The sequence below is a fragment of the Altibacter sp. genome (assembly GCF_019913785.1).
In the GTDB taxonomy this organism is placed as follows: Bacteria; Bacteroidota; Bacteroidia; order Flavobacteriales; family Flavobacteriaceae; genus Altibacter.
The window spans coordinates 40,408-57,617 of sequence record NZ_JAIOHK010000033.1; the positions used below are offsets into that span (position 1 = coordinate 40,408).

Below are 17,210 nucleotides of genomic sequence, written 5' to 3' on the forward strand. Positions count from 1 at the left end.
TATGATCGCGATATTTTTCAAGTATACATCTCCAATCCATCCCTAAAAATTCTTGTATCTTTGCCCTCGCTTTCCAGCCCTATGGTGTAGGAGAGCCTTATATTTAAAATCAACTCATGAATTTGCAACTCACTCTTGAAAAGGAAATTATTAAGGCGGTGTCACAACTATATGGTGCTACGCTCGAAACTGTCGAGTTTCAAGCCACTCGAAAAGAGTTTGAAGGCGATATTACCGTGGTGATATTTCCTATGCTTCGTGTTGTAAAGGGAAATCCGGTGCAAATTGGAGAGGCCATTGGAACATATATCGTGAAACATATAGATGTCGTATCAAAATTCAATGTGGTAAAGGGTTTTTTGAATTTGGTGCTGAGTGATGCCTATTATTTGGAATTCTTTCGTAGTGTTCCAGATTTTTCCACCTTCGGAAAGAGGCAAGATGAAACAGAGGCCATCATGGTCGAATTCGCCTCTCCCAATACCAACAAGCCCTTGCACCTAGGACATATTCGAAATATCTTATTGGGTGCCAGTGTTGCCGAAATACTTAAAGCCGCAGGTAAGAAAGTGTACAACACGCAAATCATCAACGACCGCGGTATTCATATTTGTAAAAGTATGTTGGCCTGGAAGCGATTTGGCAAGGGAGAAACGCCAGAATCTAGCGGTTTGAAAGGAGATAAGCTGGTTGGAAATTATTATGTAAAGTTCGATAAGGAATACAAAAAAGAGATCGCAAAGTTGATTGCTGACGGAAGATCTGAAGATGAGGCTAAGGCCGAAGCCCCATCCTTATTGGAAGCCCAAGAAATGCTTCGTAAATGGGAGGCCGGCGATACCGAAACAGTGGCACTTTGGAAGAAAATGAACGCCTGGGTCTACGAGGGTTTCGAAAAGACCTATGCGTCTTTAGGTGTACATTTTGACAGTTATTACTACGAGAGTGACACCTATTTATTGGGGAAAGAGGTGATCGATATCGGACTCGAAAAAAACGTATTCAAACGAAAAGAGGATGGTTCGGTATGGTGTGACCTCACCGATGAAGGATTGGATGAAAAAATTGTATTGCGTAGTGATGGCACCGCTGTCTATATGACTCAGGATATTGGAACTGCCATTCAGCGTGTAAAGGACCACCCCGATGTGAATGGGATGATCTATACGGTAGGAAACGAACAGGATTACCATTTTAAGGTATTGTTTTTAATTCTGAAAAAACTGGGATATGTCTGGGCGCAACAATTGTATCATTTAAGTTATGGGATGGTAGATCTACCCTCCGGGAAAATGAAAAGTCGGGAAGGAACTGTGGTGGATGCCGATGATCTTATTTCAGATATGGCCAAGACAGCAGGTGATATTAGTGAAGAACTCGGTAAAATCGATGACTTTTCGGAAGAAGAAAAAAAAGAACTCTACCAAACCATTGGATTGGGTGCTTTAAAATATTATATCCTGAAGGTGGATCCAAAAAAGAGAATCCTTTTCAACCCAGAAGAGAGTGTAGATTTTCAAGGAAATACAGGTCCTTTCATTCAATATACCTACGCTCGAATACAATCTATTTTGCGGAAGGCGGGCCCTCTTAAAAAGCAGGTAAATTATAATATCATCTTACAGGACAAAGAGAAGGAACTGCTTAAACAACTGCAAGTATTCCCTGAAACAATTCAGCAGGCTGCCCAACAATACAGTCCGGCACTTATTGCTAATTATACCTATGAGCTGGTACGATTATACAATTCCTTTTTTCAGAATATCTCAATTTTTGGCGCAGATACAGAGGAAGAACAGCACTTTAGAGTCCAACTGTCAAAAGCAACCGGGGATGTTATAAAAACAGCTTTCAACCTACTTGGAATTCGAGTTCCGGTACGGATGTAACCTAAAATAATAGCTGTAAGGAAAAATTAGGTGTTACTCCCAAAGAAACTTCTTTTACCTGATTCACCCGCGAGTTACCACTGCTGTCGGTATCCAAAGTATACCGAATATTTAGCGTGTTCTTTGTATTAAATACATTCAATACGGCCGCGTTTATTTTGGCGGTTACCTTCGAAGAGATCTCCCATAGGTATTCTACCGAAAGATCGGTACGGAAATAATTTGCTGTGCGTTCATTATTGGGCGTGTCGAATTGAATTACCTCTGCTCCATCTTCAATAATGATTTCTTCCCCGGCTAGGGGGAACGTATTGGGTTTTCCGGTTCGATAATTATATCCCAAGGCGATCTTAAAATTTTTAAATGAATAAGAACCTGCGGTTGTAAGACTGTGTCGAATATCTAAGTTGTTCGGAAAAGTACTGGGGGACAAGGAATCGAAAGTGTAATCATTTTTCATATACAGATAGGTAAACCAGGCGCTAAAAGATCGAATCTTTTTGTTCAGGGTGAACTCAGCTCCTTTTGCAGTATAACTACCCGTGGTTTGAACAGACTGAAATTGATTCTGAAATCCTTGATTGGATGAGGTAATGCCATCTACAAACTTATAAAACCCCTCTAGATTGACAAACCAATTATTCCTTTTGTATACCACTCCTGCTGAAGCCTGTTTGCTTTGTATCACAGGTACAGCTTGGTCATCGGCAAGTACCCATCTTCTATTTTCAATTCCTAAGAAATCATTGGTAAAATCAATGCGCTGGGTAACCGATTGGTTTTTGAATTCTCCCAGTGCTTCAAAGGCAAATCCACCACCCATCTTCTGATGAAAGCTCAGCCTAGGTTCAACAATAAATTTACTGAACTTGTCCAAATAATTCATTCGAACGCCTCCGTTGATTATGGTTTGGTCATTAGGAGATGTATAGTTGAGTGTTCCGAAGAGCACATGGCTTTGCAACACATTTTTTACAACACTTCTAAATCTAGGCAGGTTGACATCTTGTGTATTCGAAATCCCGGTTTCCGAAAAGTGATAACCACTCTCCAATGAATACCTGTCAGAAAGTGTAATTTTTGTTTCCAACTTAATTCCGGTTTCCAAAACTTCATTTTCCTGTTGCTGTTCTTGAGACGTTAAAATGTCTTTATTGATAGAATCAATCAAATAGCTCGATCCGTATCCTTGCACCGTTGTTTCGAAATTCGAATCCCAAATCCGTTTCCATGAAATTCCACCTACTGTACTTGTTTGTCCCAATTGACTTCTTTTAGATTGCATAGATGCTTCCACCGACTCGTCGAAGTGCAGATGGTTTTCTATGATTAGAAAATTAAGCCTGAATTTATCTTTATCCGATACATCCCATAGTAGTTTGGCACTGGCGTCGTAGAAATTGAAATCAACTTCGGTTGAAATAGTGGTCGGGTTATTCGGATTTTCGCGATTCGTAATTTCTGTATCTTGAAAGATCCGTTCCGAAAAGGTATTGTATACCGGCGTTTCTACCAGAAAACTTAATGAGTGTCTGCCGGAGACCTGCATCGAAAAGTTTTCAGAAACAGGCACATCGGCAAATACATTGGCATTGATCAAATTAAAACCACCTCCTGCGGTAAAAGTGTTGGATACGGTATTTTTAGAATACATAGCGATGACCCCCGAAGCACTCTCACCGTATTTTGCAGGTGTTCCATTCTTATAAATACTTACTCGCTCCGTCAAGTCGGGATTAAAAGCCGAAATAAGTCCAAAAAAATGACCGCTTTGATACATTTTGATATCGTCCCAAAGGATCAAGTTTTCATCATGTGTACCTCCACGGATATTAATGTTCGAAATGGTTTCATCCACACTTTCTACTCCGGGAAGGGCCTGTGCAATCTGTAGTACGTCATTTTCAACCTGACCGGGTAGTAGTCCAAAATTATCGGTATTCAGAGAAATAGAACCGTTAAGCTCCTTGACAATTCCCTTAGTAAAAAGGGCATTTAAGGTTATATACTCTAAGCGGGTAACTGAGGGGATCAATAAAAAGGTGGGACAATTCGTTTCAAATCGCTGCAATGGGATTTCGTACGATTCGAAACCTACATAACTAATGAGTACGGAAGTAATATTGGCATTTTCAGAAATATAAAACACGCCCTCCGCATTGGTGATAGTAGCATACTTATTATTATTAGTCTGTACAGTGGCTCCTTCTAATGGAAAGCCGGAGCTGGCATCCAAAATACGACCACAATACACTTTTTCGGAGTCCTTGAAAGTTACGGTGACGTATCTGGCATCGATGCTAGTAAATACCAACGGGGTATTTTCGTTCAAGTAAATTAATAGGTCATCAAGGGAAAAGCTAGGGGAAGGAGGTGTTATGGTAATGCCGGCAATTGCATCGGGAGTGTAGGAAACACTAATACTGTATTTCGTTTCCATGTTTTCAATAACGGTCTGCAGGGCAATTTTATCATGGTCCTGAGCAGTACATAACTGACCCCAAAACACATAAAACAGCCCGATAAAAACATAGCGATAGGTGCTAGTTGCCTTCTTTTGCATAAATGTTTACTTCCCCTTCCGTAACTGTAAACTGTAAGTCTAACGGATCACAAATCGATTTCAAAGCTAGATTGATATCCTTATGTGTAAAGCTTCCGGTAAAACGTTTGTTCAAATTTACATTTATTGCGGTTACGCTTATTGGATATTGACGTTTTAATTCATTTAAAACTATATTGAACGACGCATTCTCAAAATGACTTTCGTCAGTTATCCAAGTTGGGGCAAGGGCATTGGATGTTGTGTGTACGACTAAGCTACCATTTTCAATTTTGAGTTTATTACCGGCGGGTAACTTTACCAATGTGTCATTAAAAGCTACACTCACCAAGCCTTCAAAACAATTCACATTGAATATGGAATCTCTTGAAAACACATTGAACTGAGTCCCTAGAACGGTAACCACACCTTGCGTTGTTTCTACACTAAAGGAATTTCCCTTGGTCACCTTAAAATAAGCCTCGCCATTCAGTGTTAATCTCCGATCCTTTTTCCAGTTTTTCTTATTGAAAACAATTTCAGAACTGGCATTTAGAACCACTTCCGAAGCATCGGGTAATAAGAAGGTCTCCTTTTGCGCTATTTGGGTTGAAACGGTTGTGTCCAAAGAATTTAGGTAAAGATAACCCACAAGGACGACGGCTAGTACGGCAGCAATTCGCAAAAATGCCGAAAATGGCCGCATTCGCCTCACCTCCTTTTGAACGATACGTTTCGAATTGATCAACTCAAAATTAGCTTCGGCATTGAAGTTTGGTGCCTCAAAACCGGAAGTTGCTTCTGCAATTTTCATGTAAGAAGCATATTCCGGCGAGGACTTCAATTTATCTATCTCATCGGCAGTAGCCTCCCCATTCAAATATTTATGTAAGATGTAGTTTAATTCCATATCTAATTTGTTCATACCTATTCTTGAAACAGCCTACCTTGGCTTTACCCTACCTTAGCTTATATATTTTCAATATCCTTCCGAAGCGTTGCCAATGCCTGACTCATACGTTTCTCGACTGCTTTTACAGAAATTTCCAAGATTTCGGCTATTTCTCGATATTTTTTTCCGTCGATGCGATTCATTAAAAAGGCGGTTCGTTGTGCCTCCGTTAGATTTGCAATAGCCGATTCAAGTTTTTTTAGAAATTGCTTTTCTTCCAAGATGTATTCGGGCGATTGACTATCTACCTTCGTTGGCTGAAGCTGGGCGTGCTTAAGCACCACCTTTTTATGTGCCACTTCGTTTAAAAAAGTATTATTGGCAACGGTGTACAAGAATGATTTTGCCTTCCCTAAAGGTACCTTTGCACAGTTTTGCCACAATTTTATAAATGCCTCTTGCACCAAATCATCGGCCTGTGCCGAATCCCCACATTTGTAATATATAAAGCGCCAAATGGGTTTTCCATAGTCCTTATAGACCTGATTGAATATATGTTCATTACAAACGTTTTCTATATCTTTCATGCACGATGAGGTGTAAACCAAAGATATTTAAAAAGTTTTAAAAATAGGGGTAGGGTAAGCCTGTATTAAATTGTTTTAATACCAAAGTGCCCCAGATTAATAAATGTATATGAAACGACTACTACAATTTACTTTGACGCTTCTACTGTTAGCGGTAGTGCTAACTGCATGTCAAAAAGAAGAGAAGGTGCTTATCGATGAAACCGATGCCGAAACAATTACGGCAAATTCGACCGTAACCCAATTCCTTATTCGTGCAGCGGAAAATGCAGGAAACTTCGATGATCTAATTGATGGATTTAGCTGCGGAAGTATCGTACTTCCTATTACCGTTATTGCAAACGGACAAGAGGTTGTGATTAATTCGGAAGAAGATTTCGCGCTTGTTGCCGCTATTTTTGACCAATTTCCCAACGATACGGATACCTTGGAAATCCTTTTCCCTATTACCATTTTGCTGGAAGATTTTACAGAAGTAATTATCAATAGTCAAGCCGACCTGGATGCCATTATAGCGCTATGTGATGGCGATTTGGATGACGCGATCGAATGTGTAGATTTTGTGTATCCCATCACTTTCTTTCTGTATAATAGTAACCAACAGCAGACCGATACGGTTACCGTAAATTCAAGTTACGAGCTGTATCTTTTCCTGAGCAATTTGGATAGCGACGATTATTTCAGTATTGAATTTCCGGTGTCGGTAATCGTGAATGGGGAGACTACAGAGGTACATACCAATACCGAATTACTGGACATTATAAGCAATGCAAATTGTGACGATGATCCTATTAATAACGACTTTACGGAAGACCTTACATCCGGGACTTGGTATATTACCTATTATTTTGATGAATATGATGAAACGGGAAATTTTACCGATTATGCCTTCACCTTTAATTCAGATAATACCGCACAAGCCTCCAATGGAAGTACTGGAATTCCGGGAACCTGGGGCACGAATGAAGATTTTACATATTTAGATTTAAACTTCGGAAGTGATTTTCCTTTTAATGAATTATATGCGAGCTGGGATATAATTGAGGCTTCTTCCGAAGAAATTCGAACTAAGGATGTGAGTGGTGGCAATGGTAGCATAGATTACCTCACCTTTGGGCGAACGCCGAACGATGGTTCAAATGATGACGTCAATGCTTTTATTGAGCAGTTGACAACCGGGCTTTGGTACGTTAATTTATTTGAAGATGATGGTGCGAACGACACATGTAATTACCACGAATACGCGTTTAATTTTAATACCAATGGTACGGCAACTGCTACCGGAAGTACCGAGACCAAAGATGGTTTCTGGACAGTAGAAGTGGATAGTGGTGGTGATCTGGAACTTATATTGAATTTCGAATACAACAATAGCGATGACCCATTTAAAGAACTAAATGACGATTGGGACGTACTCGATTTTGATGTATCCTTCCTCAATTTAAAAGATACAAGTGGTAGTGGTACCAATTATCTGGATTTTGGACGTGAAACCAGCCCCGATTGTGGTGGTGGTGGAGGAGGCCCTGATCCGCAGGAACTTATAGATATAATGGTTGCAGGTACCTGGTATGTTGATACCTTCTTGGATAATGGAGATGATGAAACGGGCGACTTCAACGGCTATAATTTCAATTTCTATGCGAATCAAACAGTCTTGGCAACCAACGGTTCAGAAAATGTGTATGGGATATGGGTCGTAACCCTACAATCTGACGAACTCAATTTCGAGTTTGATATGGATAGCCCTATTAATGGTGCAGATGATCAAGAATACAAGGTACTGCAGTTTACCGAAACCACAACCACCCTTATTACCAAGGACAGCAATGGCAATATTGAAGATACGCTCATATTTAAGAAAAATTAAAAAAAAATTGAATAAAGAAATTAACAACAAAACAATCTAAGAAAACTATGAAAAAGAGAATTTTTAACACAATGGTAGTGATTTCCCTAACGGCCGCACTTGGCGCTTGTAGCCCTTCCGATGATTCAAATCAGCCCAACATTTCAAGCGCCGAGCAAACGGCCAACCTGGTACGCCAGGGTACTTGGGAAATCACCTACTTCTACGATACAGACCAAGATGAAACCGGTAACTTTAGTGGCTATAGTTTTAGTTTTAATCAAGACGGAACGCTAGTTGCGGTTAATGGAAGCACTACGGTTACCGGTAGTTGGTCTGTAGTAGATGGAAGTAACAATTCCAGTGATGATGACGGCAGCAGTAGTGATGACGACGATTTTAATATCTTTTTCTCTGCTCCAAGAGATTTCGAAGATCTTACCGATGATTGGGATATTATTTCCAGCAGTGAAACTAAAATTGAATTGATTGATGTAAGCGGTGGAAATGGAGGTACCGACTACCTAACATTTACAAAGAACTAACAATAGGTGGATTAGTTAGTTAGAGGCATTCAGGAATAAAGATTGGAAGAAAATTGCTTTGAAAAAGATTTATATTGAATGCCTCATTTTTAAAACTTACACCACCACAATTTTTTGCCCCGGAAAACCGGCTGGATTTATTCAGTCGGTTTTTATTTTTTGATCGGTGTTAGCAATGCTCAATCGACTAATTCTTCCAATAATTTTTCAAGTGCTGATCGTTTTTCTGAAGGCAATAAAATAACCCTGGAAATGTCTTTTCCATTAGATTCAGCCAGTAAAATGGCGGTACGCATTTCTCGCCGGTCGATATGGGACAAGGTGTCTTGTTGAAGTGTTTCGGCTAGCTGAACGATTTTCCTAAAGGTCTTTTGCGTAATGGGAATGACCGCTTTTTCACCCCCGCTATACACTCCCGAAGAACTCTCTTTTGGAGTTATGGGATCGTATCGAACTTCCGAAGAAGAGATGGTGTACGTATTGTTATTTTGATCGGTATAGAAATATATCATTTTATCAACTCGATCACCACAGCCCGTAAGGACAAAAAGCATCAAAACACAGCCATATAAGGAAAGAAGTTGTTTCACAATTTATCGATTGTACAGTTTTTTACCCACAGCTTCGTATTTGTCACCACCCGTCCAAGAAGGAGTGCTGGGATCATTGGCAATATTTCTTCCTGCCAGTACATAGGCCTTAAAGAACTTCAGCAAATACGCATAATCCAGCGTATCGGCTTCGTCTCCAGGTCTGTGATAGTATTCGGTCACCATTCCATTAAAGGCCGTAAACCCAAGACTGAAAGTGGGTGCCGGGATTCCTTTGGCTGCAAAATGTACATTGTCACTGCGATCAAAAAGACCTTCTTCGGGAGCCGGATCATCGATGGCTGTAAGTCCGAATGCAGTCGCGGCATCTTTTATATTTTGAGCTGCCGTTGTGCGATTTAGCCCAATGACAGTTGCCAATGAAGTATCGTTATAACCTCCGTTATCACTGTTAAAACAATACACCATTTGGTTTAATGGCAATACCGGATTATTTACATAGTATTCACTTCCCAACAAGCCTTTTTCTTCTCCGGTAAACAGGATGAACAGCGCAGATCGTTTTGTTGGGTATTTCGCTAGATTTTCTGCCATACTCAAGACCGTTGTCGTGCCCACCGCATTGTCCCGTGCTCCGTTGTAAATCACATCCCCGGTCTCATCGGCTGCACCAATTCCCACATGATCGTAATGCGCCGAATAGATAATAAATTCATTCTTTAGTGTAGGATCCGTACCCTCGACCATTCCGATCACATTTTGTGAGCTAATCATTTCGGTTGTTCTCTCGGTCACCGAGAGTTCGATGCGAATCGATTTCTCTGCACTTATGGATGTAATAAAGCTGCTATTTTCATCGTGAAGCCACAGGTACACAAATCCCTTTCCTTGTTTCTTTTTCTCCACCTTATTCGAAGCCAATTCTAAACGATCACTGTTAAAATTGTGTTCAATATATTCCCATATTGTACCGGGAGTTTGTACAAATTCCACAATTCCCAATGCCCCTGCTTTTTTAGCGAGTTCCATTTTTGTCTCGCGCAACCCAAAAGCCGAACGGGCATCTTGCGTTTCCGAGCTTCCTGCCTTTATATAAACCATCTTTTCGGTTACATCTTTTCCTTTATAATCCTCTTCTAGTCCATAACCAAGAAAAACAGCCTCTCCTTTAAAATCCATCTTACTGGCTTCTAACACTACTTTCTTTTTGTATTCGGTTCCGTTTATCTTTAAAAGTAGTTTTTTTGGCGGACTCACTTTCTGCATAGGTACTTGTTGGAAATAACTACCTGTCATTGAAACAGGCTGTACCCCATAGCTTCGGAGTGTATTTGCCAAATAGGAGGCGGCGATTTCAAGTTCAGGAGTTCCGGTTTCACGCCCTTTTAACAAATCGTCTGCAAGAAAATAGATATGACTTTCAATCGTATTTTTATTGACGGTTGCTTCAACCATTTCTTTTTCAGTTTGAGAAAAAAGCGGAGCAATGCCTATAAATAGGAAGGTAATTATAGTTGTAATAATTTGCATAGTGGGTTTGGATTTGGTTTCAGTAAATTTTTTTTAAAAATCGTGTTGCGTTAAATAATTCGGGAAAGGTCACTCCAGATGATAAATTTCCATAATCCCTTTTAACACCTTGTTGAAATCAATGTTGAGGTCTATTAATTTACCCGTTTTAATATCTAATACCCAACCGTGAACCGTAAAGTTTCGGTCGCGGTGCGCAATCTGTACGTCAGCTGTCTTAATCGCATTTACACATTGTTCCTGTACGTTCAATTCGACCAAACGGCGGTATTTTTCTTCTTCATCTTCGATACTATTTAATTCCTGCCTGTGTAGTCTGTAAACATCGCGAATACTCCGTAACCAAGGGTTTAAAATACCCAAATCTTTTGATTCCATCGCTGCTTTAACACCTCCGCAGCCATAATGACCGCAAATAATTAAGTGGTTCACTTTTAGAACACTTACCGCATAGTTGATAACAGACATGGCGCTCAGATCGAGGTTGGAAACCATATTGGCAATGTTTCTCAAGATAAAAGCTTCTCCCGGTTTTGCACCCATAATTTCTTCGGCAGTCACCCGACTGTCACTACAGCCTATATATAGAACTTCAGGGCGTTGCCCTGCCGCAAGATTTTTGAAATAGTCGGGATCGAGTCCTAACTTTTCATTCACCCAATTCTGATTGTTTTTAAAAATTTGATCGATATTCATAATGTAAGGCAGCTATTTTTCGGTTTTAAAGATAACGAAAGTTTGATAACTACTTTTATTAAAAAATATACTTCCTCAGTTGTAGATTCCTGTCATTTTTTTCTGAAGAAATTGCTGCTCTTTTTTGGACTGCCTAAGTTGAATTGCCTTTTGATAATGCGCAAGTGCATCGGGAGTGCGGTGGAGTTTCTGATAAATTCCGCCCAAGCACGTATGGCAGATGTAATAATGCAACAATGGGATCTTCAGTAACAGCAAGCATCATGTCATAATACCCTAGAATAGCACCCCAGTTGGTGTCCCTATACGATTTTGAGATACAGTGTTCCATGGCGATAGCAGCTTCAAAATGATAGGTCGAAAAGGTATTGCCTTTACCGGCTTTGCGTAAATAGGCCCTGCCATGACCAATGAGTTCTTTATTCCAAACACTTCGATCCTGCTGTTTTACTCGAAACGTCCGTAAGCTTGTCTCCTTTAAGTAAATTTTTAGTTATTAACGACAAAGAAAACCATTGCCTGAAAGGCTAGTTTAGAATTATAAAAAGAGCCAATTCAATTCATTTTATGTATAAATTGAAGTTTGGTTGTAGTAACTTCTGCCCCCTCGACCATTACTTTCTTTGAAACAATCCTCGCAACTAAGGTATCTTTTATTGTAGTGGAAGGTGTCACCACATAGAAGGATACTGTGAGTAGTTGTACCGAATCCGAAATCTTTTCCGGAACACCAATTTGTTGTACATCCTCGATGGATATCTTAGCCGTATTTAAAGGAATTTTAGTGGAATCACTAGATAGAGCAACAAGTTGTTTGTGTATTTCATTTTTAAATTCGGGGTGTTGTTGCTGTAAAACAAGTAAATCAAAATAGTCCTGAAGTTTCTGAGTGGTTAAAGATTGATACTCGAACGCTTCCGGAATTACCTCGTAGGAAGTGGCAGTGGCCTCTTCTTCAAGTAAGTCGAAGTTCTTGAGCGAATCCGACTTTTCACCATGGTTACATGAAATTAAAAATAGCAGTATTAGTATATAGTATGCCGATCTCATTTCACCATAAATTTTAGTTTTACAATCTTTCCATCTTTATAGTGCTTGTCGAGTATATCTATATTCTTCAAGCTACTTGTTGGAATCGTCATTTTGCCAATAAAATCCTGCTTACTGTACAGTTCAATTCCGGAGTGTTTTTGAAAAACCTGATAGATCTGGGCATCATCGGCAATTAGGTTGTTTAGCTGTTCTTTCCGTTTTTTCCAGTCTTCCACATTACCATTGCTGTAATACTGAAGCATGAGTGCGTAATTATCGGTTGCAAGTTGAACGTTAGCATTACTATTTGAATTAATATGCCGAACAATGGTATCGGTCTTATGATAAGGTGATTGCACTACAAAACGAATCGTCTCTTCTTTGGTCATAAAGCTGAAACATCCTGTGGTATCTGTTTTCAGATAAATAGGGGATTGATCCAGAGAAAGAATTTTTATATCCAAGGGGATGTTTGTAATTGCCTCTCCCTTATCCTCATCGATCATACAAAAGTGAAATTCATTTTCCGAATTTAAGTTACCAACAATCAGAACTACTAGCGGAATTAACACCAACATCCAACCGTATTTTTTTAAAGCACCGGTCTTTTTTATGGCGCCTACTTTTTGAAGGTGTGCCGCTTCATAATTATTCCAATTGGTATAACCCGCATAACTGCTCAGTAAATTAAGCATATCGATACGGGGTAATTTTTTCGGCTTTTTCTTTAGGTAAGTATAGAACCACTTTTCGCTGACCCTCGCCTTTGTTTTGCTAAAAAGATCTTCCTGAAATGCCACAATAGCTTCACCTTTCCACTCCGACATATCCTCCGGCGCAAAATTATTCTCTAAAAAAGTACGCACAATGTCCTTTTTCAGAAGGGTAAGAAGATGTTGTTCAGTCTTGGTCAAATGATTGTAATATACTGATAATCAATTAAATATAAATTGTAAATTAATTTACAACGGGTTTACTGGTGTTTTACAGCCACCAGCTGCTCCGGTGGATTAGGTTTGTTTCTGTAAAACTTAAAAATATAAAATTATGAAAACAATTTCAGTAAAATCAGTTTTTAAAATCACAGTTAGTTTGGTATGTATCCTAACCGTTTTTGCATGTAATCAGGGAGATTATAAAGAAAATCTCACACTCGAAGATACGGGAGTCACCACTAGCTTTGAAGTTATTGAAGAAGAAAGTACCAAAGCTACTATTAAAACCGATGCCGTTTTGGCAAAGACCCCATTGGATCTTAAGATCATTAAGTCGGCGAATGCCCGTTACAAGGTTAAAAATGTAAAAGTTGCCACCGAGCAGATTAAAGGCATCACCCTGCAGTATCACGCATATGTAAGTGATCTTCGATTTCAGAATAACTTATATCAAATTGAAAATAGATTCACTATCAAAGTGCCACAACAATATTTTGATGTACTTCTTGACTCAATTGGCAGCGTTGTTGAGTTTGTTGAATTTGAAAACATTTCGACGCAGGATGTAACCGAGGAGTATATTGATCTGCAGTCCCGACTCAAAACAAAGTTGGATGTAAAAGAGCGGTATGAGGAGGTGTTGAGAAGGAATGCTAAAACCGTTGAGGATATCTTGGCCACCGAAGATAAACTACGCATAATTCAGGAAGAGATAGAAGCAGCTCAAGGACGACTAAAATATCTTAGCAGTAAAGTTGCCTATAGTACCATTCAAATTGATTTGTATGAAACGGTTAACTATAAAGAGGAACCAGAGCATTATTCTAGAACCTTTATTTCGAAAACAAAGGATGGTTTTGCCTTTGGCTGGAATATTATAGAAACGGTTGTCTTAGGAATGATCCATATTTGGCCATTATTGCTAGTAGGAATTATTGCTGTGGTTTTTGTTAGGGCAAGGCTCAAAAAATAAGAAGAAAACCCCCGTGTTAAGTAAACACGGGGGTTTTTGTTTTTTAATAGTTTTCTAAATTACTTTTTGGTTGACGGTGTTAACGAATTTTTCCCAGACATTGTATCGGCTGCTTTTTTAGCCGCTTCAATTTCCATCATGGCTGTCATTATAGGAGCTGTGTCAAAATAACCATATTCCTTAACAATCTTTCCATCTACAAACTGAGCCGTTAAATGTACTGGCATCACAATTGTTTGGTTGTTTCCGGCCAGTGTGCCATTCCAAATACCCCAGTAATTCACCCAAGTCTCTCCTTCATCGGTCACCACCATTTCTGAATCGCCTTCATCTTTTACAAAACCATAAGAAGTGTAATTTTTATTTCTTTCAGTAAAATATTCAGTAGATTCTTTAGGAGAGATTGGTTTGTCATCTGTATTGTGATATATTTTCGCGGTATCTGCATAATGACTCATATAACCTTCCCAGTCACTAGCCTCATAATCGGCGATTGCAGCTTTCAGGTGGTCAATTTCCGGAGAGCTTTGGGTATAGCGTTTGGTCTGCTCTTGACAAGCTGCAAATAGTAGTAATGTAATTACCAGTAATCCTAAAATTTTAGTTGTTTTCATAATTATTTAAATTGGTTAGAACTATTTTATATTGGTTAATAATCTTGATTGGTTTTAATACTTATGAAATAAGGCAGGTAAATAAAACGGCTTTTAATTTTAATAAACTGAAAAACAGCAATTTAAAATTACAAAATATAGTTGAGTTTTTACTTGCACCTGCACTTCTTTTTTTCCTACAAATTCCACTCAGATAATTTAATGTATCTTCGCCCCTTATAAAGAAATGACGTTGCCTTACATTGTCATTTTGTAATCCAATACTATGTCATTTACATCTTTGGGCTTGTCTGATGCCCTGTTGAAAGCGATCAACAAAAAAGGATATACCAACCCAACACCTATTCAGCAAAAAGCAATTCCATTAATCCTCGAGCGAAAGGACGTATTGGCTTCAGCCCAAACAGGAAGTGGAAAAACTGCAGGGTTTGCGTTACCAATCTTACAAATTCTCAATAGTGGACAACCATTACGTCATCGTCCGGTACGCACCCTAATCTTGACCCCAACAAGAGAACTCGCCGCTCAAGTGGAAGATGAATTTAGGGAGTACAGTAAATTTTTGGATTTGCGATCGACAGTAATCTTTGGTGGTGTTAACGCCAATCCGCAAATTAGAACACTTCGGCAAGGGGTGGATATTTTGGTTGCAACTCCGGGTCGCTTATTAGATTTAGAAAACCAAGGGGTGCTCTCCTTAGCGAAAGTTGAAATATTGGTGTTGGATGAGGCAGATCGTATGCTGGATATGGGATTCCTAAGGGATATTAAGAAAATTCTAGCTTTAATGCCATCGAAAAGACAGAACCTCTTGTTTTCGGCTACCTTTTCAAAAGAAATCAAGCAACTTGCGGGTTCTTTTTTGCACCACCCGGTTATGGTGGAGGCTACACCGGTCAACACCACGGCCGAAAAAGTAGATCAGATTGTGTACCGAACTGACAAGGGAAAGAAAACTGAATTGGTCATCAAACTAATTTCTGAAGGAAACTGGCAACAAGTACTCGTTTTTACCCGAACCAAGCACGGTGCCAATAAACTGAGTCAGAAATTGGAAAAGGCTGGAATTAGATCGGCAGCCATACACGGAAATAAAAGTCAAGGGGCACGCACCAAGGCACTTGCAGGATTCAAAAGCGGAAAGGTTGCAGTCTTGGTCGCTACCGATATTGCCGCTCGCGGATTGGATATTCCATTACTACCGCATGTTATCAATTATGAACTTCCCAATATTCCAGAGGATTATGTCCATCGCATTGGCCGAACGGGAAGAGCCGGTGCCAGTGGCGAAGCTATTTCTATTGTAAGTGTGGATGAATATGAATATGTGCAAGGGATCGAAAAACTATTGGGTGAGAAATTGGAGAGTGAAGTCATTCCGGGTTTTGAGCCAACCGAATCTTTAAAAGAAGTACTGGACAAGAAAGCCGAAAACAAGGCACAACATCAGAAAGGGCGTTCAAGTACACAAAAAAAGAAACCCACAAAAGGGCGTGGGTTTCATAAGAGAGGAAGATAATAGCTTTTATTATTTTTCGTCAGGGTCGTATGACAAGTCATTCCGCATATAGCCGTTTAAGGTCTCTACACGAATAATAGATTTTAAAAGTTCGGTATACACCGGTGTTCTAGCTTCTCCCAACAACGCTTTGTTTTCTACACGAATACGTTCGTAATCTTGTGCGCTTTTTGCTGAAATCGCCACTAAAATAAACTGACCAGCAGCTCCAAACCCGCTTCGGTAGACGCGATAATACTCTTTCGAATTATTCTTGGTATACAACTCTTTAAACTCCTTGGCAAGGTTGAGCACTTTTTGAAAGTTTTGTGGGGTTACATACCAAAACTCTAGTTTTCTGAATTCCATACCCGCCTGCACTATTTTTACCCCTTCCGGCATATACGAAAGATCATTGTCTAAGTGAATAATATAGTCGGTATGAGTATCGTAACAACTATCAAAATTTTCGAATAATTCATTGAATTCATTTTCCCCCATCTTATCTCTAAGGAGTGAGAACCTACTTTTATCAAGGTCTCCCATGTTTTCAATAGGTGAAAGGTGAAAATATCGCAGGTCATCTGTGGAAACCGTTACCCATTTGGCTTCCTTGACATCGTACTTTTTACAATTGTCGGCCAGGGTAGTGCAATAACCTTCATAATCGGCTACTTTAGCTGGGTAAACCGGATCCTCATGTACCCAATAGGCCTGAGAAGCATTTTCTTGTGAAAAACTTAAAATAGGGATTAGTAATAAAAATATGGTACTAAAAAGAGTGATGGACAATGATTTCATAGTGGTAGGGTTTTATATTAGTATCATAAGTGGGATTGCCAAAAAGTTCGCTGAAAGCGATATCCATATATGCAATATAATCGCGTCACCAAATTATGGCTAACGTTCAAACGAACGTAAAAACGGAGCAACCCGTAGTGCTTTTAGAGAATATGCTGCTAAAAGCATTTTTATTTACGCTGTAAACTTCCTTTTAAAGATACATAAAGTTTTGATTTCTCAGTATGTTGTTTTCCATTATATGTTGAAAAAAGTTCAATTTCATATACACCTATA

At 39.3% G+C, this 17,210-nt stretch carries 15 protein-coding genes; 5 read left to right on the plus strand and 10 right to left on the minus strand.

Features of this window, described 5'->3' with window-relative positions; translation table 11 throughout:
* Window positions 1-116: 116 nt before the first annotated feature.
* Complete coding sequence (argS, locus tag K8F54_RS05070) at window positions 117-1,889, plus strand: arginine--tRNA ligase (protein WP_290787946.1); 1,773 nt, start codon at window positions 117-119, stop codon at window positions 1,887-1,889.
* Between the two features lies 1 nt (window position 1,890).
* Here argS and K8F54_RS05075 read toward each other — a convergent pair whose 3' ends face one another.
* Genes K8F54_RS05075 through K8F54_RS05085 form a run of 3 tightly spaced genes read right to left on the minus strand, consistent with a single transcriptional unit; the run spans window position 1,891 to window position 5,910 of the window.
* On the minus strand, window positions 1,891-4,452 hold the full coding sequence (locus K8F54_RS05075) for a TonB-dependent receptor (protein ID WP_290787949.1): 2,562 nt from the start codon (window positions 4,450-4,452) through the stop codon (window positions 1,891-1,893).
* Window positions 4,433-5,341 carry a FecR family protein gene (locus K8F54_RS05080; RefSeq protein ID WP_290787952.1) on the minus strand — a complete coding sequence of 303 codons (909 nt, stop codon included), beginning with the start codon at window positions 5,339-5,341 and terminating at the stop codon, window positions 4,433-4,435. Before K8F54_RS05080 ends, K8F54_RS05075 begins: the two co-directional genes overlap by 20 nt.
* A gap of 59 nt (window positions 5,342-5,400) precedes the next feature.
* Complete coding sequence (locus K8F54_RS05085; RefSeq protein ID WP_290787956.1) at window positions 5,401-5,910, minus strand: sigma-70 family RNA polymerase sigma factor; 510 nt, start codon at window positions 5,908-5,910, stop codon at window positions 5,401-5,403.
* 109 nt (window positions 5,911-6,019) lie between these two features.
* Between K8F54_RS05085 and K8F54_RS05090 the strand changes: the two genes are divergently transcribed.
* Both K8F54_RS05090 and K8F54_RS05095 read left to right on the plus strand, forming a co-directional pair.
* Window positions 6,020-7,780, plus strand: coding sequence for a hypothetical protein (locus K8F54_RS05090; protein ID WP_290787958.1), 1,761 nt, complete (start codon window positions 6,020-6,022; stop codon window positions 7,778-7,780).
* A 47-nt stretch (window positions 7,781-7,827) separates the two neighbouring features.
* Window positions 7,828-8,304 (plus strand): hypothetical protein, encoded by a 477-nt coding sequence (locus K8F54_RS05095; protein WP_290787959.1) that lies wholly within the window; start codon window positions 7,828-7,830, stop codon window positions 8,302-8,304.
* Between the two features lie 179 nt (window positions 8,305-8,483).
* Here K8F54_RS05095 and K8F54_RS05100 read toward each other — a convergent pair whose 3' ends face one another.
* From K8F54_RS05100 to K8F54_RS05120, 5 genes are all read right to left on the minus strand, one after another.
* Window positions 8,484-8,894, minus strand: a complete 411-nt coding sequence (locus K8F54_RS05100) for a hypothetical protein (RefSeq protein WP_290787960.1) — start codon at window positions 8,892-8,894, stop codon at window positions 8,484-8,486.
* A gap of 3 nt (window positions 8,895-8,897) precedes the next feature.
* Window positions 8,898-10,385 carry a M28 family peptidase gene (locus K8F54_RS05105; RefSeq protein ID WP_290787967.1) on the minus strand — a complete coding sequence of 496 codons (1,488 nt, stop codon included), beginning with the start codon at window positions 10,383-10,385 and terminating at the stop codon, window positions 8,898-8,900.
* Window positions 10,386-10,454: 69 nt separating this feature from the next.
* Entirely contained in the window at window positions 10,455-11,081 is a 627-nt protein-coding gene (locus K8F54_RS05110; protein WP_290787970.1) for a carbonic anhydrase, read from the minus strand.
* 555 nt (window positions 11,082-11,636) lie between these two features.
* Entirely contained in the window at window positions 11,637-12,131 is a 495-nt protein-coding gene (locus tag K8F54_RS05115; protein ID WP_290787972.1) for a hypothetical protein, read from the minus strand.
* Complete coding sequence (locus K8F54_RS05120; RefSeq protein WP_290787974.1) at window positions 12,128-13,027, minus strand: hypothetical protein; 900 nt, start codon at window positions 13,025-13,027, stop codon at window positions 12,128-12,130. The genes K8F54_RS05115 and K8F54_RS05120 overlap by 4 nt, the downstream gene beginning before the upstream one ends.
* 133 nt (window positions 13,028-13,160) lie before the next feature.
* Between K8F54_RS05120 and K8F54_RS05125 the strand changes: the two genes are divergently transcribed.
* Window positions 13,161-14,021 carry a DUF4349 domain-containing protein gene (locus tag K8F54_RS05125; protein ID WP_290787976.1) on the plus strand — a complete coding sequence of 287 codons (861 nt, stop codon included), beginning with the start codon at window positions 13,161-13,163 and terminating at the stop codon, window positions 14,019-14,021.
* A gap of 59 nt (window positions 14,022-14,080) precedes the next feature.
* Here K8F54_RS05125 and K8F54_RS05130 read toward each other — a convergent pair whose 3' ends face one another.
* Window positions 14,081-14,635 (minus strand): nuclear transport factor 2 family protein, encoded by a 555-nt coding sequence (locus K8F54_RS05130; RefSeq protein WP_290787978.1) that lies wholly within the window; start codon window positions 14,633-14,635, stop codon window positions 14,081-14,083.
* 265 nt (window positions 14,636-14,900) lie between these two features.
* Here K8F54_RS05130 and K8F54_RS05135 point away from each other — a divergent pair, with 265 nt between their 5' ends.
* Window positions 14,901-16,154, plus strand: coding sequence for a DEAD/DEAH box helicase (locus K8F54_RS05135; RefSeq protein WP_290787981.1), 1,254 nt, complete (start codon window positions 14,901-14,903; stop codon window positions 16,152-16,154).
* Window positions 16,155-16,163: 9 nt separating this feature from the next.
* Here the strand turns inward: K8F54_RS05135 and K8F54_RS05140 are convergent, their stop codons facing one another.
* Window positions 16,164-16,934, minus strand: coding sequence for a hypothetical protein (locus K8F54_RS05140; protein ID WP_290787983.1), 771 nt, complete (start codon window positions 16,932-16,934; stop codon window positions 16,164-16,166).
* Window positions 16,935-17,210: the final 276 nt, after the last annotated feature.

Bases quoted from the DNA above. Each gene is read 5' to 3' on its own strand.
- argS (WP_290787946.1), top strand. From the start codon at position 117: ATGAATTTGCAACTCACTCTTGAAAAGGAAATTATTAAGGCGGTGTCA.
- K8F54_RS05075 (WP_290787949.1), bottom strand. From the start codon at position 4,452: ATGCAAAAGAAGGCAACTAGCACCTATCGCTATGTTTTTATCGGGCTG.
- K8F54_RS05080 (WP_290787952.1), bottom strand. From the start codon at position 5,341: ATGGAATTAAACTACATCTTACATAAATATTTGAATGGGGAGGCTACT.
- K8F54_RS05085 (WP_290787956.1), bottom strand. From the start codon at position 5,910: ATGAAAGATATAGAAAACGTTTGTAATGAACATATATTCAATCAGGTC.
- K8F54_RS05090 (WP_290787958.1), top strand. From the start codon at position 6,020: ATGAAACGACTACTACAATTTACTTTGACGCTTCTACTGTTAGCGGTA.
- K8F54_RS05095 (WP_290787959.1), top strand. From the start codon at position 7,828: ATGAAAAAGAGAATTTTTAACACAATGGTAGTGATTTCCCTAACGGCC.
- K8F54_RS05105 (WP_290787967.1), bottom strand. From the start codon at position 10,385: ATGCAAATTATTACAACTATAATTACCTTCCTATTTATAGGCATTGCT.
- K8F54_RS05110 (WP_290787970.1), bottom strand. From the start codon at position 11,081: ATGAATATCGATCAAATTTTTAAAAACAATCAGAATTGGGTGAATGAA.
- K8F54_RS05115 (WP_290787972.1), bottom strand. From the start codon at position 12,131: ATGAGATCGGCATACTATATACTAATACTGCTATTTTTAATTTCATGT.
- K8F54_RS05125 (WP_290787976.1), top strand. From the start codon at position 13,161: ATGAAAACAATTTCAGTAAAATCAGTTTTTAAAATCACAGTTAGTTTG.
- K8F54_RS05130 (WP_290787978.1), bottom strand. From the start codon at position 14,635: ATGAAAACAACTAAAATTTTAGGATTACTGGTAATTACATTACTACTA.
- K8F54_RS05135 (WP_290787981.1), top strand. From the start codon at position 14,901: ATGTCATTTACATCTTTGGGCTTGTCTGATGCCCTGTTGAAAGCGATC.
- K8F54_RS05140 (WP_290787983.1), bottom strand. From the start codon at position 16,934: ATGAAATCATTGTCCATCACTCTTTTTAGTACCATATTTTTATTACTA.